The organism is Salegentibacter haimaensis (assembly GCF_054121495.1).
The window spans coordinates 65,308-90,166 of the sequence record NZ_JBSYGH010000003.1; the positions used below are offsets into that span (position 1 = coordinate 65,308).

26 protein-coding genes are annotated in these 24,859 nt (G+C 40.1%); 18 read left to right on the forward strand and 8 right to left on the reverse strand.

Annotated features, from left to right (window positions below):
* Window positions 1–46 precede the first annotated feature (46 nt).
* From serC to ACW6QP_RS04800, 5 genes are all read left to right on the forward strand, one after another.
* Window positions 47–1,111 (forward strand): 3-phosphoserine/phosphohydroxythreonine transaminase, encoded by a 1,065-nt coding sequence (serC, locus tag ACW6QP_RS04780; RefSeq protein WP_457909712.1) that lies wholly within the window; start codon window positions 47–49, stop codon window positions 1,109–1,111.
* A 37-nt stretch (window positions 1,112–1,148) separates the two neighbouring features.
* Window positions 1,149–2,102: a D-2-hydroxyacid dehydrogenase gene (locus ACW6QP_RS04785; RefSeq protein ID WP_457909713.1), complete on the forward strand. Its 954-nt coding sequence runs from the start codon at window positions 1,149–1,151 to the stop codon at window positions 2,100–2,102.
* Window positions 2,103–2,169: 67 nt separating this feature from the next.
* On the forward strand, window positions 2,170–2,793 hold the full coding sequence (locus tag ACW6QP_RS04790; protein ID WP_457909714.1) for a DUF937 domain-containing protein: 624 nt from the start codon (window positions 2,170–2,172) through the stop codon (window positions 2,791–2,793).
* 20 nt (window positions 2,794–2,813) lie between these two features.
* Window positions 2,814–3,242: a DUF6146 family protein gene (locus tag ACW6QP_RS04795; protein ID WP_457909715.1), complete on the forward strand. Its 429-nt coding sequence runs from the start codon at window positions 2,814–2,816 to the stop codon at window positions 3,240–3,242.
* Between the two features lie 44 nt (window positions 3,243–3,286).
* Entirely contained in the window at window positions 3,287–3,592 is a 306-nt protein-coding gene (locus tag ACW6QP_RS04800; protein ID WP_457909716.1) for a DUF6787 family protein, read from the forward strand.
* A 76-nt stretch (window positions 3,593–3,668) separates the two neighbouring features.
* Here ACW6QP_RS04800 and ACW6QP_RS04805 read toward each other — a convergent pair whose 3' ends face one another.
* Genes ACW6QP_RS04805 through msrA form a run of 3 tightly spaced genes read right to left on the reverse strand, consistent with a single transcriptional unit; the run spans window position 3,669 to window position 5,160 of the window.
* Window positions 3,669–3,971: a hypothetical protein gene (locus ACW6QP_RS04805; RefSeq protein WP_457909717.1), complete on the reverse strand. Its 303-nt coding sequence runs from the start codon at window positions 3,969–3,971 to the stop codon at window positions 3,669–3,671.
* A 43-nt stretch (window positions 3,972–4,014) separates the two neighbouring features.
* Window positions 4,015–4,611 carry a GTP cyclohydrolase I FolE gene (gene folE, locus ACW6QP_RS04810; protein WP_457909718.1) on the reverse strand — a complete coding sequence of 199 codons (597 nt, stop codon included), beginning with the start codon at window positions 4,609–4,611 and terminating at the stop codon, window positions 4,015–4,017.
* 3 nt (window positions 4,612–4,614) lie between these two features.
* A complete protein-coding gene (gene msrA / locus ACW6QP_RS04815) occupies window positions 4,615–5,160 on the reverse strand; it encodes a peptide-methionine (S)-S-oxide reductase MsrA (RefSeq protein WP_457909719.1) in 546 nt (181 codons plus the stop codon).
* 146 nt (window positions 5,161–5,306) lie between these two features.
* On the opposite strand from msrA, the gene ACW6QP_RS04820 reads away from it, so the two are divergent.
* From ACW6QP_RS04820 to ACW6QP_RS04860, 9 genes are all read left to right on the forward strand, one after another.
* Window positions 5,307–7,748 (forward strand): DUF5916 domain-containing protein, encoded by a 2,442-nt coding sequence (locus tag ACW6QP_RS04820; protein ID WP_457909720.1) that lies wholly within the window; start codon window positions 5,307–5,309, stop codon window positions 7,746–7,748.
* Window positions 7,749–7,801: 53 nt separating this feature from the next.
* The gene (locus ACW6QP_RS04825) at window positions 7,802–8,461 is read left to right on the forward strand and encodes an ABC transporter ATP-binding protein (RefSeq protein ID WP_457909721.1); all 660 of its coding nucleotides are present in this window, start codon (window positions 7,802–7,804) and stop codon (window positions 8,459–8,461) included.
* Window positions 8,462–8,473: 12 nt separating this feature from the next.
* Window positions 8,474–9,238, forward strand: a complete 765-nt coding sequence (locus tag ACW6QP_RS04830; RefSeq protein WP_457909722.1) for a TIGR02757 family protein — start codon at window positions 8,474–8,476, stop codon at window positions 9,236–9,238.
* 122 nt (window positions 9,239–9,360) lie between these two features.
* Window positions 9,361–10,584, forward strand: a complete 1,224-nt coding sequence (locus ACW6QP_RS04835) for a sensor histidine kinase (RefSeq protein WP_457909723.1) — start codon at window positions 9,361–9,363, stop codon at window positions 10,582–10,584.
* Between the two features lie 51 nt (window positions 10,585–10,635).
* A complete protein-coding gene (locus ACW6QP_RS04840; protein ID WP_457909724.1) occupies window positions 10,636–11,835 on the forward strand; it encodes a GAF domain-containing sensor histidine kinase in 1,200 nt (399 codons plus the stop codon).
* Window positions 11,836–11,881: 46 nt separating this feature from the next.
* Entirely contained in the window at window positions 11,882–13,792 is a 1,911-nt protein-coding gene (locus tag ACW6QP_RS04845) for a BatA domain-containing protein (protein WP_457909725.1), read from the forward strand.
* Complete coding sequence (locus ACW6QP_RS04850; RefSeq protein WP_457909726.1) at window positions 13,789–15,036, forward strand: dihydroorotase; 1,248 nt, start codon at window positions 13,789–13,791, stop codon at window positions 15,034–15,036. Before ACW6QP_RS04845 ends, ACW6QP_RS04850 begins: the two co-directional genes overlap by 4 nt.
* A 43-nt stretch (window positions 15,037–15,079) precedes the next feature.
* On the forward strand, window positions 15,080–15,406 hold the full coding sequence (locus ACW6QP_RS04855) for a DUF4870 domain-containing protein (RefSeq protein ID WP_457909727.1): 327 nt from the start codon (window positions 15,080–15,082) through the stop codon (window positions 15,404–15,406).
* Window positions 15,406–16,065: an alpha/beta hydrolase gene (locus ACW6QP_RS04860; RefSeq protein WP_457909728.1), complete on the forward strand. Its 660-nt coding sequence runs from the start codon at window positions 15,406–15,408 to the stop codon at window positions 16,063–16,065. Before ACW6QP_RS04855 ends, ACW6QP_RS04860 begins: the two co-directional genes overlap by 1 nt.
* On the opposite strand, the gene ACW6QP_RS04865 is transcribed toward ACW6QP_RS04860, so the two are convergent.
* Both ACW6QP_RS04865 and ACW6QP_RS04870 read right to left on the reverse strand, forming a co-directional pair.
* Window positions 16,062–16,559, reverse strand: a complete 498-nt coding sequence (locus tag ACW6QP_RS04865) for a hypothetical protein (RefSeq protein ID WP_457909729.1) — start codon at window positions 16,557–16,559, stop codon at window positions 16,062–16,064. The two genes, ACW6QP_RS04860 and ACW6QP_RS04865, sit on opposite strands and share 4 nt — an antisense overlap.
* A gap of 3 nt (window positions 16,560–16,562) precedes the next feature.
* Window positions 16,563–17,324, reverse strand: a complete 762-nt coding sequence (locus tag ACW6QP_RS04870; protein WP_457909730.1) for an MBL fold metallo-hydrolase — start codon at window positions 17,322–17,324, stop codon at window positions 16,563–16,565.
* Between the two features lie 104 nt (window positions 17,325–17,428).
* On the opposite strand from ACW6QP_RS04870, the gene ACW6QP_RS04875 reads away from it, so the two are divergent.
* The gene (locus tag ACW6QP_RS04875) at window positions 17,429–18,889 is read left to right on the forward strand and encodes a TonB-dependent receptor (RefSeq protein ID WP_457909731.1); all 1,461 of its coding nucleotides are present in this window, start codon (window positions 17,429–17,431) and stop codon (window positions 18,887–18,889) included.
* Between the two features lie 80 nt (window positions 18,890–18,969).
* On the opposite strand, the gene murA is transcribed toward ACW6QP_RS04875, so the two are convergent.
* The 3 genes from murA to ACW6QP_RS04890 all read right to left on the reverse strand — a co-directional run bounded on the left by murA (window position 18,970) and on the right by ACW6QP_RS04890 (window position 21,296).
* Window positions 18,970–20,283, reverse strand: a complete 1,314-nt coding sequence (gene murA / locus ACW6QP_RS04880) for a UDP-N-acetylglucosamine 1-carboxyvinyltransferase (protein ID WP_457909732.1) — start codon at window positions 20,281–20,283, stop codon at window positions 18,970–18,972.
* Between the two features lie 15 nt (window positions 20,284–20,298).
* Window positions 20,299–20,922: a DUF4290 domain-containing protein gene (locus ACW6QP_RS04885; protein ID WP_457909733.1), complete on the reverse strand. Its 624-nt coding sequence runs from the start codon at window positions 20,920–20,922 to the stop codon at window positions 20,299–20,301.
* 80 nt (window positions 20,923–21,002) lie between these two features.
* Entirely contained in the window at window positions 21,003–21,296 is a 294-nt protein-coding gene (locus tag ACW6QP_RS04890) for a DUF493 family protein (protein ID WP_457909734.1), read from the reverse strand.
* Between the two features lie 83 nt (window positions 21,297–21,379).
* Between ACW6QP_RS04890 and ACW6QP_RS04895 the strand changes: the two genes are divergently transcribed.
* The 3 genes from ACW6QP_RS04895 to fmt are packed head-to-tail and all read left to right on the forward strand — an operon-like array spanning window position 21,380 to window position 24,769.
* Entirely contained in the window at window positions 21,380–21,913 is a 534-nt protein-coding gene (locus ACW6QP_RS04895; RefSeq protein ID WP_457909735.1) for an AAA family ATPase, read from the forward strand.
* A gap of 9 nt (window positions 21,914–21,922) precedes the next feature.
* Window positions 21,923–23,818, forward strand: a complete 1,896-nt coding sequence (locus ACW6QP_RS04900) for a RecQ family ATP-dependent DNA helicase (RefSeq protein WP_457909736.1) — start codon at window positions 21,923–21,925, stop codon at window positions 23,816–23,818.
* Window positions 23,819–23,821: 3 nt separating this feature from the next.
* Window positions 23,822–24,769: a methionyl-tRNA formyltransferase gene (gene fmt, locus ACW6QP_RS04905; RefSeq protein ID WP_457909737.1), complete on the forward strand. Its 948-nt coding sequence runs from the start codon at window positions 23,822–23,824 to the stop codon at window positions 24,767–24,769.
* The last annotated feature ends 90 nt before the right edge of the window (window positions 24,770–24,859 follow it).

Consider the following 24,859-nt stretch of genomic DNA (forward strand, 5'->3'; position numbering starts at 1 on the left):
GCTTTAGGTTTCAATTTTAGCATATTTGTACAAACCAATTTAAATTATGAAAATACATAACTATAGCGCAGGTCCCTGTATATTACCCCAGGAAGTATTTCAGGAGGCCTCCAGGGCAGTTTTAGACTTTAATGATTCAGGGCTTTCGATTCTTGAAATTTCTCATCGCAGCCCCGCATTTGTATCGGTAATGGAAGAAGCCCGCGAACTGGCCCTGGAATTACTGAATTTAAATGGCAAGGGCTATAAAGCCTTATTTCTCCAGGGAGGAGCAAGTATGCAATTTTTGATGGTCGCCTACAATCTTCTGCAGAAAAAGGCAGCCTATCTCAATACCGGAACCTGGGCCAGCAAGGCGATTAAAGAAGCTAAGATCTTTGGAGAGGTAGTAGAAGTAGGTTCGTCAAAAGACCGCAATTTCTGTTACATTCCAAAAGAATATGAAGTTCCACAAGATGCCGACTATTTTCATTGTACCAGCAACAACACTATTTTCGGAACTCAAATAAAAAAATTCCCAGATCTTAAATTGCCGCTTGTATGTGATATGAGCAGTGATATTTTTTCAAGAACCTTAAACTTCAACAAATTCGACCTTATCTATGCCGGGGCTCAAAAAAATATGGGACCTGCAGGAACTACTTTGGTGGTGATAAAGGAGGATATTTTAAAGGAAATCGATAGAGCAATTCCGTCTATGCTTAATTACAAGGTTCACCTTGAAAAAGACTCTATGTTTAACACCCCTGCCGTTTATGCGGTATATGTATCTATGCTTACCCTGAGATGGATCAAGGAAAAAGGCGGTGTAAAGGCTATGGAACAAAGAAATGATCAAAAAGCAAGACTTTTATATGACGAGATAGATCGCAATCCTCTATTTAAAGGTTTCGCAGCCACCGAAGATCGATCTCCAATGAACGCCACCTTTAACCTGGCAGACGAAACTCAAAAGGAAAGCTTTGATAAACTTTGGAAAGAAGCGGGTATTAATGGGCTTAATGGACACCGAAGTGTAGGTGGCTACCGCGCCTCAATGTACAACGCACTTCCTTTAGAAAGTGTGCAGGTACTGGTTGACGTGATGAAAGATCTGGAAAGTAAAGCTTAGTCAAAAACAACAAAACCACACAAATTTTATAAAGCCAATGAAGATTTTAGCCAACGACGGAATTTCCCAAAGCGGTATCTCTAAACTCGAACAGGCCAATTTCGAAGTTTTTACTACTAAAGTTGCCGGGGAGCAATTAGCCGATTATATAAATAAAAACCAAATTTCAGCTCTTCTGGTTCGCAGCGCAACTAAAGTAGACAAGCGGCTTATCGATGCCTGTCCCGATCTTAAGTTTATTGGCCGTGGCGGCGTTGGGATGGATAATATCGATGTGGCCTATGCCCGTGAAAAAGGACTTAAAGTAGTAAATACTCCAGCAGCTTCATCGGCTTCGGTGGCAGAGCTGGTATTTGCCCATTTATTTGGCGCGGTTCGTTTCCTGCACGATGCTAATAGAAATATGCCCCTGGAAGGTGAATCCCGGTTTAAAAGTTTGAAAAAATCTTATGCTGGCGGCAGAGAACTTCGCGGAAAAACGCTGGGAATAATTGGTTTCGGTCGAATTGGCCGGGAAGTAGCCAAAATAGCCCTGGGCGTAGGAATGAAAGTAATCGCTTCAGATAAGGAAGAAGGTGAACGCAGTATAGAACTGGAATTCTATAATCACCAAAGCATTAAAATTCCTATCAAAACCGAGCCGGTTGAAGAGCTAATAAAACATTCAGACTTTATAAGTCTTCACGTTCCTGCTCAGAAAAAACCAGTTTTAGGTCAAAAAGAATTTGAAGCTATGAAAGAAGGCGTGGGTATCATCAATGCTGCCAGGGGTGGTGTGATCGATGAAGAAGCTCTTCTCGAAGCTATAGAAAGCGGTAAGGTTGCTTTTGCCGGGCTGGACACCTACCAGGATGAACCCAACCCACCGGTAAGGTTACTAATGAATGAAAAGCTATCCCTGAGCCCACATATTGGCGCAGCAACCCTGGAAGCCCAGGAACGAATTGGAGTAGAACTCGCCGATAAAATTATCTCACATTTTAAATCTTAAGTTTTAAATAGCAAAGCTTTAACTATGAGCCTAAAAGGAAAGTCGTAATTTCAAGAAAAAGAACATTATGGCTTCAATTTTAGATTTACTCAATACGCAAACAGGAAAAGATCTGGTGAATAAAGCCAGTGAAACCACTTCTGAAAGTCCCGAGAAAATTTCTTCGGTCCTGGCTATGGCAATGCCGCTAATTTTAGCCTCGATGAAAAGAAATGTGCAGGCTAAAGAAGGTGCAGAGAATTTGAATAAAGCACTACGAAGTGAAAAACATAACGGAGAGCTATTGAATAATCTAAGGGAGGTTCCTGCTTCTGAAATGATAAATGAAGGTGATAAAATTTTAAGCCATATTTTAGGCGGAAAAAAAGACGGTATAAGTAACAGCTTGGGAACCGCTTTAAATATGGATGGCGCCTCGGTAGACAAAATTTTAAAAATGGCAGCTCCTGTAATTATGAGCTTACTGGGAAATCAAAAAAGAAAAGATAATGTAGGCGCTGGTGGCCTGGAATCATTACTGGGTTCTGTGCTGGGAAAACAGTCTAAGCACGATTCTTCCTTAATAACCAGCTTGTTGGATGCCGATGGCGATGGCAGTATAATAGATGATGTTGCCGGAATGGTATTCGGTTCCCGATCTGGAAAGAAAAAAGGTGGCGGATTGCTTGGGGGAATGCTGGGAGGAAAATGATTTTTTTCTAAATTTAAAAAATGAAAAATCTTCTTATAATATTAGGATTGCTCCTTTGCCTCTACTCCTGTGGTTCTGCAGGCGATAGAAAAATGCGATCAGATCGCATAGCCAATGCCGAGAATGATACGGTTAGAATAGCCAACGATAGTTTGGAATATGAAATCATCATCATAGAACCCGGCTTTAATTTATTTATCAATTCTATTGCCAGACCCCGGGGATATTACAATCAAACTTACCTGGAAAACAAAAACCGAATTTTGGTAAATGAATACAATAACCGGGTGAGACAACCTCTTAGGTATGATCCCAATTTGTATCTGCAGGAAATCAATTATGAGTTTAATATTGATTATGGGTACGAGGTGAACTATTTGCTGTACAACTACTTTGTTTATTTTAGTCGCCAATACGGACAAAGTTTCCCGGTGCCTACTCGTATTTAATACTCCTCACTTTTTTTCTAGACTGCTTTTAATATATTTGCAGTATGAATAGATTGAAACAACGTTGGGGCATTGAATCAAACTGGCAAATTCTTGTTATTCTCCTGGTTTTTGCAATAACAGGCTCTTCTTCGGCCAAATTGGCCGGGCCTCTTTGTGATTTTTTAGGAATTTATGAAAGTACCACTCCCTGGTTTGTATATTGGACGGCCAGGCTTCTACTTATTTTCCCTATTTACCAGGTACTTCTTGTTTCCTTTGGCTGGCTGTTTGGTCAATTTGAATTCTTTTGGGCTTTCGAAAAGAAAATGCTGAGCCGAATGGGTTTGGCCAGAATTTTCAACAACTAAAACTTACCTTATTACAAATAAAAAAGCTGCCTTTTTAAAGCAGCTTTTAAAAATTGTTGGAGTGTACTATTGAGGTTTAGCTCTTCACTTTAATTGTACGCAACTGTGGTTCGTCCTGTTTCTTCCAAACGAAGGTATAAAGCCACATTAGCGTAAAGGTTGGAATAATATCGGTACCCGGCAAAATCTCTTCCAGAAACACAAGTACCGAAGCCAGTTTACCTTTTTTTCCGGGGTACATTTCCTGCATTCTTTTTGCGGCGTAAGGGGCCCACAACAAATCGAGAAAAGGTCCAACCACCGGTACCGCCATTGTAGCCATACCCAATGCATCATAAACAAGACCTTTTACTAAGAGTTTATTTTTTGATATAGTCATTGGTTTTTTTTTACTAATTAACACAAATAAGGTGCCAGTATTATTAACGTAATTCAGAGCTAATTAATTTCAGAAATTCATTACGGGTTTCAATTTTCTCAAATTGACCCCTAAACCCCGAGGTGGTGGTTGCACTATTTTGCTTTTGAACTCCCCGCATCATCATACACATATGTACTGCTTCTATAACCACCGCCACACCTTTAGGCCGAAGGGTTTTATTAATACATTCCAGGATGTCGTGGGTTAGCCTTTCCTGCACCTGCAACCTGCGGGCAAAAACATCTACCAACCTGGGTAGTTTACTTAAGCCTACTATATATCCATCGGGTATATAGGCGATATGTGCTTTCCCAAAGAATGGCAAAATATGATGCTCACAAAGTGAATATAATTCGATATCCTTTACCACCACCATTTCATCATAGGCCTCCTGGAACATTGCCTCTTTCAAAATCTTTTCTGGATCTAAGGTATAGCCCTGGGTGAGAAACTGCATTGCCTTTGCCGCACGCTCGGGAGTTTTTTCAATACCTTCTCTGCTTACATCTTCACCAATTCGGGAGAGGATTTCAGAATAATTTTGCTTTAAATTCCCTGTGGTTGAATCTTCATATTCCTCATAAAATTTATAACTCATAGCTTAAATCTTTAATTTTTCGGAAAAATGTTTCTGAAGCTTCTGAATTTTCGGGTCAATGATATACTGGCAATAAGGCTGCTGCCTGTGTAGATTATAATAATCTTTATGCTCCTCTTCGGCCCCGTAAAAATCGGAAGCTTCAGTAATTTCGGTTACGATTTTATCTTCAAAGACCTTTTGTTTTTCCAATTCCTGTACAATTTCCAGGGCGGCTTCCTTCTGGGCTTCATTTTTGTAAAAAACCGCGCTTCTATACTGGGTGCCTACGTCATTTTGCTGCCGGTTTAGAGTAGTGGGATCGTGAGTAGCAAAAAAAACAAGCATCAATTCTTTATAGCTGATAATTTCAGGGTCAAACCAGATTTGAACTGCTTCAGCGTGGCCGGTTCTCCCGGTAATTACCTCGCGATACGGCGGATTTTTTATAAAACCTCCGGTAAAGCCCGGGATAACCTCCTCTACTCCCTGTAGCCTTTGAAAAACCGCTTCGGTACACCAAAAACATCCTCCTGCAAAAACCGCAATTTCTCTTTGAGCTGGTTTCATATAAAAAGTTTTCAATTTTGTTTATCAAATGTATATAAATACTCAACAATAACCCCTGGTTTAACTAGAAATTAGCTAATATTGCAAGGCGTCGGGATTCATCGATTTTCAAAATTATTCCTGCCACTATTAACCCACATCGATCAATGATTAACCGCATTTTTTTTAGCGCTTTTTTCCTCTTATTCGCTAATCTTGTTTTTGCTCAGAATCCAGCTCTCTCTCAAAGAAAATCCTACACCGCCCAACGTATAGAAAATAGCCCAGATATCGATGGAGATCTTGATGAAGAGGTTTGGAAGGACGTACCTATTGCCGGTAATTTTGTTATGTTAGAACCAGGCGATGGAAACCCCATTCCTTCAGAATATGATACCCAGGTTAAAATAATTTATAACGATGAGGCCATTTTTATTGGGGCCAGAATGAAAACTTCAGATCCCGGGAAAACGGTGAAACTTTTTACTCAAAGGGATAATATTGGAATTGCTGAATATTTTTTAATCGATATCAATCCCTACGATGACGGGGAAAATCAAACCCGGTTTATAGTTACGGCTGCAGGCACCCAGATAGACGGTAAAGTAATTGGGGAAAATGAAGATTACACCTTCAATGCTGTATGGGAATCGGCGATTTCACACGATGAACAGGGATGGTATGCCGAACTTAAAATCCCCTACTCTGCTCTAAGATTTCCAAAAAGTGAGGTACAGCAATGGGCCATCCAGTTCGCCCGAAATATCACCCACAGAAATGAACAATATACCTGGAATTATGTAAATAGGGCGGTAGGAAAAGCGAGCCAGCACACCGGTCTGCTAAATGGAATACAGGGAATTGCCCCTCCGGTGAGGTTGATGCTGTATCCTTATGCTTCGGCTGAAGTAAAACATTCTGAAAATTTTACTGAATCGGCTTTTAGCGCAGGGATGGATATCAAATATGGGATCAACGATGCTTTTACCCTTGATGCCACGCTGGTGCCCGATTTTGGCCAGGTAGCCTTCGATGATGTCGAACTAAACCTCACCCCCTTTGAGCAACAATTTGGAGAAAACCGTGCTTTTTTTACTGAAGGTGTTGAGCTTTTTACCAAAGGAGATCTTTTTTATTCGCGTCGTGTAGGCGATAGTCCAACTAGGAGAAATTTGGTGTCTACTGAAAGAGCTCCTAACGAAGTAATTGTTGAAAATCCGGAACGGGCCGATTTATTAAATGCTTTTAAAATCTCTGGTCGTACCGATGGGAATCTGGGGATAGGCTTTTTTAATGCAATTACCAATGAAGCTAATGCGGTTTTTAGAGATACTGTTTCTGGCGAAGAAAGAAATATGCTCACCGAACCGCTTTCTAATTACAATATTCTGGTCTTCGACCAGCAGTTCAATAAGAATTCCTCTATCAGCCTTATTAATACGAATGTAACCCGAAACGGGAATTTTAGAGATGGCAATGTAACCGGTTTTCTTTTCGATGTTTTCAATAAAGAAAACTCCTATAATTTTAAGGGTGAGGCCAAGATGAGTTATGTAAATAAAGAACCCAAAAGTGAACTGGGCTTTGCTTCCTTCTTTTCTGCCGATCGTACCAAGGGCAATTTTCGTTATGGTTTTTCTCACGAGTTGGCTAACGAAACCTACGACATTAATGATTTAGGGATTAATTTTTTCAATAATTACAATAATTTTTACTGGCGCACCTCTTACCAGATCTTTGAACCCCGCGGAAATTTTAACCGATATAATATACAGGTTTATGGAAATCATCAAAGACGTTATAAACCCGATGTTTCAGTTGGCACCGGGGTTGGCGGCAGCTTCTTTGCGATGACGGTAGATCGGTTTGCCTTTGGTGGATTTTTAGAGGTAAATTCAGAATTTAAAGATTTCTTTGAACCCCGGCGTGAAGGCAGTTATGTGCTCTACAATCCCAGCATCACAAGCCAGGCCTGGGTTTCATCAGATTACCGAAAAACCTTCGCCTATGATATAAGGTTTACCTATGGCAGTTTTTTTGATTCTCCTCAAAACAATTACAGGCTTTCCATAAGCCCGAGAGTAAGATTTAGTGACAGGTTTACGCTTATTTATTCCTTCGCTTACGCGATGGAACATAATCGCAATAGCTTTGTGGCCTTACAGCCGGCTAAGGTTGTATTTGGAGACCGGGATATGAAAAGTCTTGAAAACGGCTTGCAGGCGAGTTATAACTTTAATACAAAACAGGCTATTAATTTAAGTTTCAGAAATTTTTGGTCTACCGCACATTTTTACGATGAAGGATACAGCGACCTACAGCCTGATGGGCGTTTGGTCTCCCGCGATTATCTTATAAATGGAAACAATACCCCAAATACCAACTTTAATATCTGGAATCTCGATTTAAGCTACAACTGGCAATTCGCGCCTGGAAGTGAAGCAATTTTGCTTTACCGAAATTCAATTTTTAATCAGGATGACCAGAGTTTACTGGATTACCGGCGAAGTTTGGGCAATTTGTTCAGTCAACCCATAGACCAGGTTATAAGCCTTCGAATAGTTTACTTTATGGACTACAACGATCTTAAGAATAGATTAAGCAGTTAATACTTTTAGAATAGCCCGAATTTGGCTAATTTTCAACTTACATAATTTCAGGAATGATAAAAGCCACCAATATTCATAAGTTCTACGGCGATCTACACGTTTTAAAGGGAGTGCATCTGCATATTAAAAAAAGTGAAATAGTCTCGATTGTAGGAGCCTCGGGCGCCGGAAAAACCACCCTCTTACAAATTTTAGGAACCCTGGATACCCCCGATAAAAAACAGGGAAGCGAATTGCTTATAAACGATATAGATATTTATGGCCTTTCTGGAAAAGAGCTGGCCAGGTTCAGAAATAAGCATATTGGCTTTATATTTCAATTTCATCAGCTTTTACCCGAATTCAGCGCACTTGAAAATATTTGTATTCCTGCCTATATTCAAAATGTTTCCAAATCAAAGGCTGAGGCCCGTGCAATGGAATTATTGGGATTTTTGGGGCTGGAACACCGTGCACATCATAAACCCGCCGAACTAAGTGGTGGAGAGCAGCAACGAATAGCCGTAGCCCGTGCGCTGGTAAATAATCCCGATGTAATTTTTGCCGATGAACCCTCAGGGAATCTCGATAGCGAATCGGCCGAAAATTTGCACAAACTGTTCTTCAGTTTAAGAGAAGAATTTCAGCAAACCTTTGTCATCGTTACGCACAATGAGGAACTCGCAAATATGGCCGACCGCAAGCTCACGATGATAGATGGCGAAATTGTCTAAAACTATCTTTCTTTGAAAATAAGCGAATTAAAATCTTTTCTGGATTTCAAGACCGAACAATATAACCAGCCGCGTTTTATTGAAACCGATCCTATCCAGATTCCACACGAATTCAGCAAAAAAGAAGATATTGAAATTTCAGGATTTCTAACGGCAACTATTGCCTGGGGAAATCGCAAAAGCATCTTGAAAAATGCCGATAATCTAATGCAATTGCTGGATCGCAGCCCGTATGATTTTATTCTGAATCATTCTGAAGAAGATCTGGAAAAATTGGAGCCTTTTGTTCATAGAACTTTCAACGGGACAGATTTAAGATACTTTATCAAATCCCTTCAGAATATTTATCGGGAACACGGTGGTTTGGAGAGAATTTTTTCGCGTTATGCTGAAGAAAAATCACTGCAACCTGCGATTCACCAATTCAAGAGAATTTTTTTTGAGTTGCCTCATCCCCCAAGAACCCAGAAGCACGTTAGCGATCCGCTGAAAAATTCGGCTGCCAAAAGAATCAATATGTTTTTAAGATGGATGGTTAGAAATGACGCGAAGGGCGTCGATTTCGGAATATGGAAAGAACTCTCCCCATCTCAACTCTCCTGCCCGCTCGATGTGCATTCGGGCAACGTAGCCCGAAAATTAAAACTTTTAAAACGAAAGCAAAACGACGCCAAAGCCCTTATGGAACTCGATACTTCCTTACGCCGACTCGATCCCGGCGATCCTGTAAAATATGATTTTGCTCTATTTGGCCTTGGTGTATTTGAGAAATACTAAAAATCGAGTCATCTTTAATTAGACTACCTCAAATTAAATTTAAGTGAAGTTTAACAAAGTTTCAGAAAATTTGTTAAATTAGGGAATTCAAAAGGCTACTAATTCTTCAAATATCTGTTCCTATGATTATGCTCAAACCGGCTATTCCTATGAATGAATTGCAGCGATTACAATCGCTGGAAGAATTGAATATTTTAAATACTCCACCAGAGGCCGAATTTGATAATATAACCCGCTTAGCTTCTTTTATCTGTAAAACTCCTATCGCTTTTGTCTCGCTGGTGGGAAAGGATAAACAATTCATGAAATCCCGGTTTGGAAGTGAAATGTGCGAATCTGATCGTGAAATTTCCTTTTGTAGTCATGCTATTTTAGAACCCAATAAATTAATGGAGGTCAAAGATGCAAGGCTGGATGATCGATTTAAAGAAAATCCTTTTGTCACCGCACCTAAAGACAGTATAATATATTATGCGGGCATTCCTCTTTTAGATCCCGATGGAATGGCCCTGGGTACCCTTTGTGTCATAGATCATAAACCCAATGAATTAAGCCAGGAGCAGGAAGAAGCCCTTGGAATTTTAGCCCGGCAGGTAGAGAACCTTCTTGACCTTAGAAGAAAAAATTTAATCCTGGAAAAAATCAAGAAAGAACTGGATTCACATAATGCAAAACTTAAGGATTTCGCTGGTGTGGTTTCCCATGATATGAAAATGCCTCTGGCCAATATGATTATCACTGCCGATATTTTAAAGGCAAAATATGGAGATAAACTGGGCGAAGAAGGTAAAAAATATATCGCCAACCTTAAAAACGCTGGTTTAAACCTGAGTCATTATATAAGTGGCATTTTAGAGCACTATGAAAGTGACAGCCTGGCCACTTCGGCATTCGAGGAGTTTGACCTGCACGATATGCTGGAAGACATTATTGATATGCTTAGCATTTCAGAAGATTGTGAGATCGATTTTCCCGAGAGCAATCATATAATTTTTTCGAACCGGTCGGCTCTGGAACAAATTTTTCTGAATTTGCTGAGCAACAGTTTAAAATACAACGATTCAAAAAAGATAAAAATCAGCATTAGTTTCAGAGAAGATGCCGGCGCCTATTATTTTACCTTAAGCGATAACGGCATCGGGATTCCGGCCGATAAACAGCAAAAAATCTTTAAACTTTTCACTACCTTAGCAGTAACCGATAGGCACGGCAATCGAGGAAACGGGATTGGCCTTTCTACGGTAAAAAGACTTGTGGAGAATCTTGGAGGTACTATCCAGGTGAATTCAGAAGTTGGAAAAGGTACTTCATTTTTATTTTCAGTAAAACGCCAGGCTATTTCTTAATGCCCTACTACCCTGCCGTTCTTAAATTAAGTTGAATAATATTTTGACTTTATGCAGCAAAAAGGGATTACACACAACGAAAAACTACGCAGGGCAGCCCTGGCCGAATATGCTATTTTCGATAGCGGTCCCGATAAAGATTATGATCAACTTACTTTTTTGGCTGCCAGTATTTTCAATGTACCTGTGGCCAAGATTTGTCTGGTAGACAAAAATGTAGTCTGGAATAAATCGGTATTTGGCGCCGAAAAGACCAGGATTCCCAGGCAGCATTCCTTTTCAGAAATTTGTATTCGATCGGGTTGCGACAGCCTGGTGTTACATAAAGCCGACCAGCCTGAAATTTTCGAAAAAGCCCGCGACTATGAAGGGCATTATGAATTTTTCGCCGGCGTGAGTCTCTGTACACCCCAAAATCATAAAATTGGAGTCTTTGCCATTTTTGATGAAAATGCGCGGAGTTTTTCAAAAGACGAATTGAAATGGCTTGAGGTTTTGGCCAATCAATGTATGAACCTGCTCGAGTCACGAAAACAAAAAAACAAGCTGCAACACGTTCAACGTAAGCTAAAACAAAAATACAAAGACCTGGAACGCTTTTCCAGCCTTGTATCTCACGATATTAAATCCCCGCTGGCCAATATCATTTCCCTTACCGAACTTCTAAAGGAAGAAAATGAGGGTAAACTCTCAGATGAAAGTTTGCAGTATCTCGAATTTTTGGTTGAATCTTCTTACTCTCTTCGGAATTATGTAGACGGAATTTTAAGCTTCTACCGAAGCGATCACGTGCTGGAGAAAGATTTTGAAGATGTTCACCTTCCCGATCTTTTAAAGAAAATTTCAGATCTGTATAATGTGGCTGAAGATGTAGAAATCGAATATCCCTCCCACGGTAAATTGGAACATGTAAACAAGGCCGCGCTCACACAGGTATTTATGAACCTGGTTAGCAATGCTTTAAAGTATAATAAAAAAGACAGGCGTAGAGTAGAAATTCTTTTCAGGGAGAGTGATGAGTACTATCATTTCCAGGTAAAAGATAACGGCAACGGGATAAAACCGGAAAAGGCCGACAAAATCTTTAATCTATTTACCACTCTGGAAAGCCACGACCGGGATGGCGTCCCGGGAAGCGGAATTGGCCTGGCCACCGTGAAAAAACACGTAGAAAATATGAAGGGAGATATTGAGGTAATTTCCCAACCCGGGCAGGGCAGTACTTTTAAATTTAAAATTAAACGCAGCTAATCAAACGCATCCTATTTGCTATATTTGATAAACACTACGCACCAGTATGGCATTCAGAAATCCCGAATTGCTTTTTGCTTTATTTCTTCTGCTTATTCCTTTGTTGGTGCATTTATTCAGATTACGGAAGTTTCAAAGGGAAGATTTCACCAACGTAAAATTTCTTAAAAAAATCACCCGGGAAACCCGCAAAAGCTCCCGGCTCAAAAAATTTCTTGTTCTATTCACGCGAATGCTCGCATTGGCCTGTTTAATTCTGGCTTTTAGCCAGCCTTACCTTCCGGCCCGGCAGGCGCAGGAAACTTCAGAAAAAATAATTTATCTGGATAATTCTTTTAGTATGCAGGCTCCCGGAGAACGAGGAGAATTGCTCAAAGGGGCCATCCAGGAATTACTCGAAAATTTACCTGCTGAAGAAAGTTTTAGCCTTCTCACCAACTCTGATGAATTTAAAGATTTGCCCGGCGATGAGCTAAGAGAAAAACTGCAGTCCGTCGAATACAGCCCCGATAATCTGAATTTCGAATCTCTGCTGTTAAAAATTCATGATGCCGGTAGCGAAAAAAAACAACTCCTACTGATTAGCGACTTTCAGGAAAGTTTTGCTTTTTCTGAATCCGATAGCATAACCAATTTAGAGTTACAAAGCATTGCCTTAAACCCGGTCAACACTACTAATTTTAGTATAGATTCTGCAAGTTCTGGCAGAAATACTTCAGGAGAAATTGAACTGAAAGTCTGGCTATCTACCAATAATGAACAGGCTGTAAATCTCCCTGTTGCGGTGTATAATGCAAATGAATTGTTAGCCCGTTCCACGGCGCGCTTTGAGGCAGAAAAGAATGCAGAACTGCTTTTCAATTTAGGAACTTCAGAAATAACAGAAGGAAGGATAGAAATTGAAGATGAACATTTGCAATATGACAATAGCCTCTACTTCAGCCTTAATTCAAAAAATCCTGTGAAAGCCATTGCGATAGGAGAAAATAATTCATTCCTGGAACGAATTTATACAGCACCTGAATTTAGCCTGGAAACTTTTTCACCAGAGGCAATAGATTTCAACCGTCTTTCTGCAGCGAATTTGATAATTCTAAACGAACTATCCTCGCTTAGTTCTGCACTTCAAAACAACTTAAGAAATGCCAGGGAAAATGGAGCTACGATTATTCTGATTCCGGCTCAGAATGGAAATGTAGGCGATTACCGAGGCATTCTGGGTGCCTCAGAGAATTTAAATTTTGGAAACTGGCAGGAGTCCGAATTGCTGCTTACTCAAATAAATTTTGAACATTCCATCTTAAAGGACGTATTTGAAACCCGTATTGAGAATTTTGATTATCCCAGGGTAAAGGGAAGTTTCAGACTTAATGGCGGGAGACCAATATTAAATTTTCAGGATAATAGTGCATTCCTGGCTTCGGGAAATCGCATTTTTAGCTTTAGCACAGCAATAAACCGGGAAAATTCCAATTTTAAAGACTCACCTTTAATCGTACCCGTTTTTTATAATATGGGAATGAGCGCGCTGGGCCAATCCCGATTGTATTACGAGGTTAAAGCCTACAATGAAATTGAAATTCCCGTTGAACTATTTGGAGACGAGGTGCTGAATTTAGAAAATGAAAAATCAGGCACTTTTATTCCTCTGCAACGCAAATTTTCTGATCGTGTTTTGATTACCACAGATGACTTACCCGAAACTGCCGGGAATTTCAAGGTCTCCCGAAAAGACGAAAGTCTTATGTATTTGTCGTTCAATTACCATCGGGCTGAAAGCCGGTTAAGTTATAATTCCCCGGAAAATTCTGATATACTAAAATCAAACGAAGGCATCAAAGAATATTTTAATGAGCTAAAAGCCTCTACTCAAATTAAGTCGTTTTGGCTTTGGTTTGTTATTTTTGCCTTGTTTTTTGTAATCCTTGAAATGCTCCTTTTAAAATATCTTAAATGAAAATACTGCTAAAATCTGCCAAAATCTTCGATTCAAATTCTGCTTTTCACGGGAAGGTAGCCGACATTTTTATAGAAAATGGGATAATAAAAAAAATCGGTGAAAAATTAAATGAGAAAGCAGATGAGGTGATAGAACATCCCGATTTATCGGTTAGCCCGGGGTGGTTTGACAGCAGTGTTTGTTTTGGTGAGCCGGGATTTGAAGAAAGAGAAACCATTGCCAATGGCCTCGAAACTGCCGCAAAAAGCGGATTTACAGCCGTAGCCCTAAATCCCAATACTTTTCCTGTTTTAGATAATAATGCTGCGGTAAATTCGGTAAAAGCAAAGGCTAGTGGCCACCCGGTGAGCCTCTACCCTGTTGGAAATGTGAGCCTGGGCAACAAAGGAGTAGATCTCTCTGAAATGCTCGATATGAAAGAAGGGGGAGCCATCTCTTTCTATGATTATAAAAATCCGATTGCGAATCCCAATCTGCTTAAAATTGCGTTGCAATACACTCAAAATTTTGATGCGTTGATACAATCTTTCCCTCTGGAAAAAAAGATTTCCGGAAAGGCTGAAGTGAACGAACATCATAATAGCACGCTGCTGGGTTTAAAAGGAATGCCGAATTTAGCTGAAGAACTTCAGGTGTCCCGCGATTTGTTTCTGTTGGAATACACGGGCGGAAAATTGCATATTCCAACCATTTCCACATCAAAATCTGTTGAGCTCATTAAAAAGGCTAAAAAACAGGGTCTGGATGTGAGTTGTAGTGTGGCTATTCATAATCTTTTTTACACCGACGAAAAACTACTGGAATTCGACAGCAATGCCAAGGTGCTGCCTCCTTTGAGAACTTCAGAAGATATCAAAGCGCTTAGAAAAGCTCTTAAGGATGGCACTATAGATATGGTAACCAGCGACCACAACCCAATGGATGAAGAGCATAAAAAAGTAGAATTCGACAATGCTGCTTTTGGAAGTATTGGTTTAGAGTCCATTTTCGGGGCGCTTTGCAGGATATTTTCAGCAGAAGAAGCAGCCGGTATTCTCGCACGAGGTAGAGAACGATTTGGTCTTAAGAAAGTAAGTATTGCTGAAGGAAGTGAGGTAAACCTTAGCTTATTTATTGAAGAGGAGTATCAATTTGAAAAGAAGCATATTTCCTCCAGTTCACAAAATAGTATATTTCTTGGTGAAAGACTAAGTGGAAAAGCCCTGGGAATTATCACCAAAAACGGTTTTATCCTTTCCTGAATCTGGGTAGATTAATACCTTTGCCGATAGAAAATAACAAGCGATGAATACACGAGTTGAAGAGGGGCGTACAGCTGCTATCGTGGCCTACCTCACCATTATTGGAAACATAATTGCTTATTTTATGAATATGGATTCCCGAAATACCTTTGCTGCATTTCATATTCGGCAGGCCTTTGGAATTCATATCACGTTTTATGTTTTAGGGGTTCTGGTAGGGCTTTTTGACAGCTGGCTGGTTTCCTCTGCATTCTACATATTTATCGCAGTTCTCGGTATTTACGGGCTTGTAACGGCAATTCAGGGTGAGGAAAAGGAAGTACCGCTTCTGGGAGCCTATTTTCAAAAATGGTTTAGTACAGTAAAATAATGATGAAAGAAAATTTGAATTTAGAATATATAGTAAGAGAACCACTCGTAAAATCAGATAAGGCCCCGCTATTAATAATGCTGCACGGCTATGGCAGTGACGAAAACGACCTTTTTTCGTTTGCACAGGAATTGCCTGAGGAGCTTTTTATAGTTTCGGCCAAAGCCCCCTACCCTATGCAACCTTATGGCAATGCCTGGTATGCTATACACTGGGATAATAACGACGGAAAATTTAGCGATGATAAACAGGCTATCGAAAGCCGTGATAAAATCGCAAATTTCATCGATGAAGTAATTTCGGCTTACTCCGTAGATGCTGATAATGTTACTTTACTCGGATTTAGCCAGGGTAGTATTTTGAGTTATGCCGTGGCCTTATCTTATCCTGAGAAAGTTAAAAATGTGATCGCATTAAGCGGATATGTAAATCAGGGGATTTTGAAGGAAGGATTTGAGAAAAACGATTTCTCAAAACTGGCCTTTTATTGTTCTCACGGCTCACAGGATCAGGTGATTCCAGTACAATGGGCGAGGTTAAACAAACCTTTTCTTGACAAATTAAAGATTGAAAACACCTATTCAGAATTTCCTGTGGGACACGGGGTGGCACCTCAGAATTTTTATGAATTCAGAACCTGGCTTAAAGAGCGAATTTAATACTGCGGATATAAAAAGGACCTAACTCTTTGGAAGCTTATACTTCCATCTTCTGCCACTTCATAGGTCATAAAGACTTCTCCCCAATAGGTGCCGTCGGTGAAATCGGCGATTAACCATTTGTGGTTGAGCACCGCTATTTTATTGATGCGCATAGGTCCATTCATTCCCGCCAAAGGCACAAATTCGTTATCGGCATCGGCCGAATTACGACTCAGTAACTCGTTCTCAATTTTTTCAGTAAGATCACTAACCTCAATCCCCTGCTCTTCAAAATAAGTTATCGCATCCTCATTACCTTTAAGTTGAAAATATACTTCTGAAGATTGAGTATTACCCAGAGAGTCATTTCTGGCTTCAGAAGCTTCTAGCTGAGCTCTTAAAGATTCGATCTTTTGCTCTTTGGCATCAAGAATACGTTTATCGTTTACATAGATAAAAATACCTATTATGGTAGCGAAAATAAAAAGGTAAACAAGGAGTTTATTGCGCATTATTTAGATTTCAATTTTTAATTTATCATAAGCCAGGAAAACATTTTCAGGCAGTTTGGCCTGCACTTCTTCGTGAAATCCCAACATATGGCTAATATGAGTAAGGTAGGCTCTTTCAGGATTAACCCGGGAAACAAACTCAAGGGCTTCCTCCAGGTTAAGGTGTGAGTGATGTGGTTTAATTCTAAGGGCATTTACCACCAGAACTTTAAGATCTTTCAGTTTTTCTACTTCTTCGTCTTCAATGCTTTTAAGATCGGTCAAATAAGCAAAATCCTTAAATCTAAAGCCAAAAACCTGCAGTCTGTTATGTCGAAAATCGATGGGAATTACTTCTTTTCCGAAAACTTTGAAAGGTTTGTTTTCAATTTGATTTTCGATCACTCCCGGAGCACCAGGATATTTGTTTTCGTTTGATAAAATGTAATCAAACCGGCGTCTTAGGGAATCCATCACTCTTTTATGAGCAAAAACAGGAATATCGCCCTGCCTGAAAAAGAATGGCCTTATATCGTCAAGCCCGGCGGTATGATCGTTATGCTCGTGAGTATATAAAATCGCATCAAGTTTTTCGATTTTATTCTCCAGCATCTGGATTCTAAAATCGGGGCCGCAATCTACCAGAATATTTAGTCCATCCCACTGCACCATAATTGAAACCCGCAGGCGTTTATCACGCGGGTCTTCACTAAAACAAACCGGATGGTCACTCCCAATAACGGGAATACCCTGTGAGGTGCCAGTACCTAAGAATATTACTTCCAAAAAACCTGATTTTGGTCACAAAAGTAATTATTATTTTTTTGAATAGCCTGCCGTTTTAGTACCTTTGGTTAACACAAAAAAGGAATCTATCTAAAAGAAAAAATATGCCAATTACTATAATGGGCGACAAGGAATTTGAAAATGTTCCTTCCATAAAAAGCAAAGCCCTGCGCATAAATTTAAATCAAAATATATACGGAACTTTTTCTGAAATCGGTGCCGGACAGGAAACTGTTCGTAATTTCTTTCGGGCAGGAGGTGCTTCAGGAACCATTGCAAAGGCGATGAGTGCCTACGATAAGGATTTTAGTGACGCAATTTATGGTATCGAAGAAGATCGCCGCTATGTAACCGAAGCCCGTTTAAAGAAAATGTTGTCGCACGAAATCAATTTGATCGAAGAGCGAATTTCCAGAGAAAAACATCCGAATAAATTATTTTTCAGCTATGCCAATACCGTAGCTACCATAGATTTTGCAAAAAAATATAAAGGCCACGGCTGGATTGGAATAAAATACCAGGTGCAGCCCGATGAAGATTATAATGAAATAATTCTTCACGTTAGATTTCACGAGAACGATGCAAGACATCAACAAAACACTCTGGGAATCTTGGGAGTGAATCTTATTTATGGCGCCTATTATAAATATGATAACCCCAAAAAACTGCTTCGATATTTATATGATCATATCGACAAAGATCAGATAGAAATCGATACGATAAACTTTAGCGGTCCCCGTTTTGAAAATGTAGATAACAGGCTAATGAGCCTTCAACTCGTGAAAAACGGAATGACAGAAGCCGTTATGTTTGCCCCAGATGGGAATAATGTTCTGCCGGCAAAAATCCTTTATAAAAAGAATATCCTGGCACTTAGAGGAAGCTTTCGCCCAGTTACCCGGGTGAATATGGATATGTATGAAAAGTCTCTGGAACTCTTTTTAAAAGAAAATAAGGTAGATAAGGATAATACCGAAGTAATCTTTGAAATAACCCTCTCAAACCTTAGAGCTGAAGGCGAAATTGACGAACGGGATTTTATGGACCGGGCAAAGCTTTTATGCTCCCTTGGCCAAACTGTAATGATCTCAAATTTCCAGGAATATTATAAGGTAGTTGAATATTTCTCCCGCTATTCGAAACAACGTATGGGGCTGGCTATGGGAGTGAATAATTTAATCGATGTATTCGACGAAAAGTATTACCGTCATCTAAGTGGTGGAATTTTGGAAGCCTTCGGAAAATTATTCTTTAAAGATCTCAAAGTTTACTTATACCCACTTAAAGATCCTGAAACCGGTGAGATTATCAACAGCGACACCTTAAAAGTACACCCGCGTATGAAAGAATTGTATAAGTTCTTTAAATACAACGGAAGGGTTGAAGACATTAAAAACTACAATCCTGAAATCCTGGATATTTTCTCAAGAGAAGTACTGCAAATGATAAGTGATGGGAAAGAAGGTTGGGAAGATATGCTACCTGAAAAAACCACTCAAATGATTAAGGAACACAATCTTTTCCATTATAAAGAAAACAAGAAAAAAGCTGAAACCGAAGCTTAAAACTTAGCTTCATAAATGCAAAAAAGGCCCCGGAATTTTGAAAATTCCGGGGCCTGGCCTTTTTATTTAGTAATTTCTGCTTAAGCTATACGTTCAATCTTAGCTCCTAAGTCTCTTAATCTACCGTCTATATTTTCATATCCGCGGTCAATTTGCTCGATATTGTGAATCACCGAAGTTCCCTTAGCCGAAAGCGCAGCAATAAGAAGAGATATCCCTGCCCTTATATCGGGTGAAGACATGGTGGTTGCTTTTAAGGTAGATTGGAAATCGTGGCCAATAACCGTTGCCCGGTGCGGGTCACAAAGAATAATCTTGGCTCCCATATCGATAAGTTTATCTACGAAAAACAACCTGCTTTCAAACATCTTTTGATGAATGAGCACGCTGCCTCTGGCCTGTGTTGCCACAACCAGTACGATGCTCAAAAGATCGGGGGTGAATCCCGGCCAGGGGGCATCGCTAATATTCATTATAGAGCCATCTATAAAACTTTGTACCTCGTAGCCATTGGTATGTGGAGGAATGTAAATATCATCCCCTCTTTGCTCCAGTTGAATTCCTAATTTTCGAAAGGTAACAGGAATTAATCCCAGCATATCCCAGCGCACGTTCTTAATCGTAATCTCGCTTTTGGTCATCGCTGCCAATCCAATCCAGGATCCTATCTCAATCATATCGGGCAGGATGGTATGCTCACAACCTCCCAATTTTTCTACTCCTTCAATTTCCAACAGGTTAGAACCCACACCTTTAATCCTGGCGCCCATAGAATTCAGCATATTGCAAAGCTGCTGCAAATAGGGTTCGCAGGCCGCATTGTAGATAGTGGTTTTGCCTTTAGCCATTACCGCAGCCATAACGATGTTTGCTGTACCTGTAACCGAGGCTTCTTCCAGCAACATAAACTCCCCTTTTAGTCCGTTGGGAGCCTCCACGCCATAAAAACGTTCTTCTTTATTATACCTGAACTTTGCACCCAGTTTTATAAAACCTTCAAAGTGGGTATCAAGGCGTCTACGCCCAATTTTATCACCACCTGGGCGTGGAATATATCCTTTTCCGAAGCGGGCTAATAATGGGCCCACGATCATAATCGAGCCTCTTAAACCGCTTCCGTCTTTTTTAAATTGTTCGCTGCTTAGATAATCAAGATCAAGGTCATCACTTTTAAAACTGTAACTTCCCTTCCCCAGTTTTTTAATACGTACCCCAAGGTTTTCGAGCAAGCCAATAAGTTTGTTTACATCGAGTATATCGGGGATATTGTGAATTTTCACTTCTTCTGAAGTCAATAAAACCGCACAAAGAATCTGCAGGGCTTCATTCTTTGCTCCCTGAGGCTGAACACTTCCTTTAAGCGCGTGACCTCCTTCAATCTTAAATGTTCCCATAGAAATTAAAGTGATTTAATAGCGCTTACGGCCACCTTTTCGATTTGACTTTTTTGCCGGCTTTTTCTTGCTTCTTAAGAGATCTGAAGCCTGGGTAAGGTCTTCATCCAGACTTTTAAGGTTAAGCTCTCCATTACTAAGCTCTCTTAAATGACCAAAAATCACTTCATCATCTACCGAATCCCGGTTCCAGGACAGATAAGACTTTTTCATGTGATTCGCGATGGTGTAAATAAGCGCCTCTTTCATTGGGCCTTCTTCCCAACTTTTCGCAACATCGATCATACGTTTAATATTATTTCCGTAGAAACGATATTTTGGAAAGTTTTGCGGATACCTTAAAGGGTCGGGACGCTCTTCCAGCATTTCACGGGTAGGCCTGGGGAAAGGAGATTCAACATCGAGTTTAAAGTCGCTAATGATGAATAATTGGTCCCAAAGCTTATGCTGAAAATCGGCCACATCACGTAGATGCGGATTCATATTTCCCATCACGGCAATGATAGATTTCGCTACCTGGTTTCGTTCTTTCTCATCTTCAATTTCCACGGCGTGTTCTACCATTTTTTGAATGTGCCTGCCGTATTCGGGAATTATAAGTTGACTCCTTTCAGAGTTATATTCTAATGCGTTTGTCAAAATTGAAATTTAAAGGGTAATACTTATTGTAGAAGCTTAACGACTGCAAAATACTAAATATTCTCTACAATCATAATATTTTACAGAGAGATAACCCCATCTACCTTTTGGGCAACTTCTTTATATTTTTCGATTACAGCATCTGGTGATTTCATTCTCACATTTATGCTTACGCTGGTATATTTTCCGTTCTTCGATTTACGGGTGTTGATTACCGCGCCCATATTATCGAAAATATCCTCTATCTCCCTAATTTTTTCCTTGTTGCTGGGAACAATGAATTTATAAAGATATTCACTGGGCCACAAGGATGTATCCTGGAGTTGAGCTTTTAATTTATCGTAAAATTCTTCTGAATTGTTTTCCTTAGACATTGTATTTTCTTCTTCAATTAGAAAACAAAGATACAAGTTTGACCGCATTTTTATAATCGGATGCAAATGTCGAAATTTGCCGGGTGAAAACCAGAAAAATAGTTTTAACCGGCGGACCCGGTACCGGAAAATCTTCAATAATTAGGCGATTAGAAGCCCAGGGGCACGAGTGCCTGCACGAGATTTCAAGACAAATCACCCTTGAAGCCCAAAAACAGGGAATAGACCAGCTCTTTCTTGAAAAGCCATTATTATTCAGCGAAAAATTACTTGAAGGTAGAATTGTTCAATTTAAGGAAGCCGATATGCTGGCGGCCCAAACCGTATTCTTAGACAGAGGCCTGCCCGATGTTTTGGCCTATATGAATTATTTTGACACCCAGATTCCTGAAGAATTCACCGAGGTTTGTAAAACTCACACCTATCATGAGGTTTTTTTGCTTCCGCCCTGGGAAGAGATTTATGAAAGCGACAACGAACGATACGAAAGTTTCGACCAGGCTAAAAAGATCTCTAAACACCTTGAAAAGATCTATACAGATTTTGGTTATAAACCAAGGCTTGTACCATTTGGCAGCATTGAGCAGCGCGTTGAGTTTATTTTAGACTACTTGTAATTGCGAACTTTGCAGGAGGCACAACACATATTAAAAAAATACTGGGGTTTTGATGATTTCAGGCCCAGCCAGCTTTCTGTGATTCAGCAAGCATTAGATCAAAATAATGTATTGGCCTTACTCCCCACCGGTGGTGGCAAATCTATTTGCTATCAGGTACCGGCACTTATGCAGGATGGGATTTGCGTGGTGATTTCTCCGTTAATTGCATTGATGGAAGACCAGGTAAACAGCCTAAAGCAAAAAAACATCAAAGCTATGGCCCTTTTAGGCGGAATGAGCTTTGAAGATATAAGCCGGGCCCTGGATAATTGCATCTTCGGAAATTATAAATTCTTATACCTCTCTCCCGAAAGATTACAGCAGGAATTGGTACAGGAACGTTTAATGCAAATGCAGGTAAACCTTATCGCTGTAGATGAGGCGCATTGTATCTCACAATGGGGTCACGATTTTAGACCGGCTTACCGAAACATTAAGGCCTTTACCGATTCACAAGCTTCAGTCCCTGTTATGGCGTTAACCGCTACGGCGACGCCAAAAGTGGTTGAAGATATTCTAAAGGAGCTGGGCAGAGAACATTTTGAGCTGGTGCAGCAAAGTTACTTTAGAGCTAATCTCGCTTATAATGTAATTACCACCGAAGACAAATTTCACCAATTAACCTCACTGCTGAAGGAAAAAACTGAAACCGCTATCGTTTATGTAAGAAGCAGAAAAGCGGCGATTGAAATTACTAATTTTTTAAAATCAAAAAATCTCTCAGCTGAAGCTTTTCACGGTGGGCTTCCTACAGGAAAAAAATCGAAATTACTGCAGGCCTGGCTTCAAAATAAGCATAAGATAATGGTGGCTACCACAGCCTTTGGAATGGGAATAGACAAACCCGATGTAAGGCAGGTAATTCACATCAATTTACCCGAAAGCCTGGAAAGCTATTTCCAGGAGGCCGGCCGGGCCGGAAGAGACGGGCTAAGGGCTTCTGCCACGATCATTACCAATAAAAGCGATATCCCCGTTTTAAAAAATCAGTTTTTGGTCAATCTGCCCGATGTTGGCGAGGTGAAATTTATTTACAAAAAGTTGAATTCCTATTTTCAAATTGCCTGGGGCGAGGGAGAACTCAGTGAGCATAATTTTAATTTTGCTGAATTTTGCGAGGTCTATAAATTAAGGTCTCAAAAGGTGTATAATGCCTTATTAACCTTAGACCGTTGCGGGATAATTAAACTTTCAGAAGAATTCAAAAAAAGAACCGCTATAAAAATTTTAATTCCGGGGCAGAATTTTAATTATTATCTGGGTGAGAATCCAAAATACGCTCCCCTGCTTCAGGGTATTCTAAGAACTTATGGGGGTGTTTTTGAAGATTTGGTGCGAATAAATCTTCCTGTTGTTTGTAAAAAATCGGGGGTGAGCGAAGAAAATGCATTGGCCTTGCTGGAAGACCTGGCTAAAAAAGAAATTATCGAATTTGAATATGCGAGCCACGACACCACTATAGTTTTTTTACAACCCCGGGAAGATGACCAAAGCATAAATCCGTTTGCTAAATATATCAAGCGGCAAAATGCCTTAAAATCTGAAAAAATTGAAGCCGTACTAAATTACCTGGAAAACGATAAGCTTTGCCGAAGCAAACAACTCCTGGCCTATTTTGGTGAAAATCTAAAGGAAAACTGCAGAATATGTTCAGTTTGCCAGCAGGCGACCCCCAGCTTAACCCGGGAGCAAATGAATGCGATTTATCTGAAAATGCGGCCTTACTTAAAGGAATCGGTTGAATTAAGGGATTTAACCGGAAGCTTGGCTTATCCCGAAGCGCATATTATAAGAGTGCTTCAGTTATTGCTCGATAAGGATATTGTGATACGAGGCGACGACAACCACTATAAATTAAAATAAGCTATGGAAAAATTACGAATAGTATATATGGGCACGCCCGATTTTGCTGTGGCCGGGTTAAAAGAAATTTTAGCGGCCGGGTATGAAGTGGCAGGGGTAATAACCGCCCCCGACAGACCTGCAGGACGAGGAAGGAAACTTCAGCAAAGTGCAGTAAAACAATTCGCCCTGGAAAAAGGATTAAAAGTTTTACAGCCTACCAATCTTAAAGATGAAGGCTTTTTAAAGGAATTACAGGACTTAAATGCCAATTTGCAGGTGGTGGTAGCCTTTAGAATGTTACCAAAACAGGTGTGGGATATGCCAAAATACGGCACTTTTAATCTACATGCTTCTCTCCTGCCCCAATACAGAGGAGCGGCTCCTATAAATTGGGCTTTGATTAAGGGCGAAGAATTCACCGGAGTAACCACCTTCTTTTTAGATGAAAAGATAGACACAGGGGCTATCATTCTTCAGAAACAAATTGCAATCGAAAAGGAGGATTCCGCCGGAATTCTACACGATAAACTTATGCAGCTTGGAGCCCGGTTAATTCTCGAGACAATTGAGCAAATAGAACGGGGAGAGGTAAAGGCAAAAATTCAATCACATTCAGAAGAGCTTAAAGAAGCTCCAAAATTAAACCGGGATAATACAAAAATAGACTGGAGCAGGTCGGTAGATGAAATTGTGAACCATATTAGGGGGCTGGACCCCTACCCGGCAGCCTGGACACAACTTGAGAATAAAGAAAAAGTGGTACAGGTAAAATTATTTTCTGCCAAGGCCAAAGAAGATACGCACCAGGAATTACCCGGCTCGATAAAAATCGAGGAAAAGCAGATTAAGGTAGCTGCCAAAGACGGGTTTGTGATTATCGATGAAATTCAAATTCCCGGGAAAAGAAAAATGCCGGTAAAAGCACTTTTAAACGGATATGAGTTTGAAAATGCAGCCAGGTTCTTCTAAAGCCTTACCAGTGCTGAAATTAGAAAAAAATGACAAAAACCAGCCTTGTTTATTAACAAAACGTTAAAGTTATTAACAATCCAGGCCATT